The sequence below is a fragment of the Piscirickettsia litoralis genome, assembly GCF_001720395.1.
GTDB lineage: Bacteria > Pseudomonadota > Gammaproteobacteria > Piscirickettsiales > Piscirickettsiaceae > Piscirickettsia > Piscirickettsia litoralis.
On record NZ_MDTU01000001.1, the window covers coordinates 2911610 to 2913272 of the forward strand.

Annotated in this window: 1 protein-coding gene; it reads right to left on the minus strand. The window is 29.2% G+C overall.

The window, feature by feature from the left end; all coding sequences use genetic code 11:
* Positions 1–91: 91 nt before the first annotated feature.
* The gene (locus BGC07_RS14355; RefSeq protein ID WP_139121711.1) at positions 92–814 is read right to left on the minus strand and encodes a helix-turn-helix transcriptional regulator; all 723 of its coding nucleotides are present in this window, start codon (positions 812–814) and stop codon (positions 92–94) included.
* Positions 815–1663 lie beyond the last annotated feature (849 nt).

The following is a 1663-nucleotide window of genomic DNA, read 5'->3' on the forward strand; positions in this document are numbered from 1 at the left end:
GGTTTAACTGTACTTTACTGTGAGGTGTTCAGCCCCCAAGTTTTTAAAAAGTGGTGGGGTGTTGGAGTGGCTGTGCAAACTCGGTCGTTTGTCACCGATTTTTTGATATGTATATTTTTAATTGGTAATATACCTTAGTTTTTATGATACATTTTGTTTCCAACAGATAAATTTTGATTATGGGCTGCATTTTTTGAGAAGCATCACTTGATTTCATTATATAGTAAGTAGAAAGAAATTGGCATAAATTTAGTTTTGTTTCAATATTTAACCGCTCTCTTATATCATCAATGTTTTTTTCTACTGTTCTTCTTGATCGATGAAAGATATCTGCTACATAGTTTAAGGGCATATGAAGTGCAAGAGGTAATAAGTATAAACTTTGTGTCTTGGTTAAATTATATTCACTAATAAGGTCACTAAATGCTTCAAAAATGTATGCTTTATCACTATGAAGGTAGCTTTGCTCGAAATCAAACGGTAGTTTAAAATAGTGTTTAAAAGATATTTCAAGAGAGTAGTAGTAAATGGCTATATTATGGAGAGCAGGGTGCATTTTAATTAATTCATTTTCACCAATATAGTTGGATAAAACAAAAATAAAAGTATCCTTGAAGTCTTTAAATTTATAAGAAATTGATACTGTCATTTTGCCATTTATTTTCGTAAGAAATTTATTATATTTTTCTTTGTCTGTTTCACTAAAATATTTATCACGGCTATATATCGGAGGTGAATAATCAACATTAAAAGAAATATCTGATTTCCAGAGATCTTTTTTTCCATACTCAATAGCCCTCATTGGTTTGGGCATCACCATATTGCACTTGTTATCTTGGTAGAGCCTAAAAAAAGGAAAAAAACACAATACCTTCAGGTAGTATTTTTAAAATATGTTCAACCTTTCTAGAGTGTTCTTTTGATTGATGGACACATTTAATAAAGTCTAGCGACTCTAATAAAATGTCTATTTTGTTTGAAATTTTAGTGGGAAGCTCGAATATCAACTTTAAACCTGCTCTACAATGTCTTAAGGATTTATTAAGTGTGTCTTATATTCTAACCGATAGTTATTGAGCGTCAAACTTTGTTTTAAGTTTTTATATTTGAACCTATGGTTAGTCCAGATGAATAAAGTGAAAAGCTATAAGTTCTTTGGGGTTATACCATTAATTTTTATGTTTTAGAGTTTTGATTTTAAGTGATTTTGTGGGGCTGTTTTTGTAAATTTATTGTCTTGATTGATAACTAACTATATATAACATAACGTAATTTACTGTTTCATGCTGATAACTTGTTAGGATTTAAAGAAAGTAAGTGTTTGGCTGTATGAGCGAGCCGCGCGCTTAACTCTATGTTTGGTAAGTAGTCTTATAGACTGATAAGTCAGCCATTGTCTGATGATTTCTCTTTGCCTGCTAGTGGTATAGCAAGCATATTGTTACATCATTATTATTATGTGTAACTATAAGATATAAAAGAAGTTTATCTTATTTTAGCGCTTGTTTGGCAATAAGTTGAGATTTTTTTCAATTCATTGATAATAATGTGTTTATTTTAACCTGTTACATATTTAGCATTTATTTTAATCTTTTTCACTCCATAGTGTTAAGAAATTATTTATATTTGTAAATGACATGTAATTAAATATATAAATTTTTTT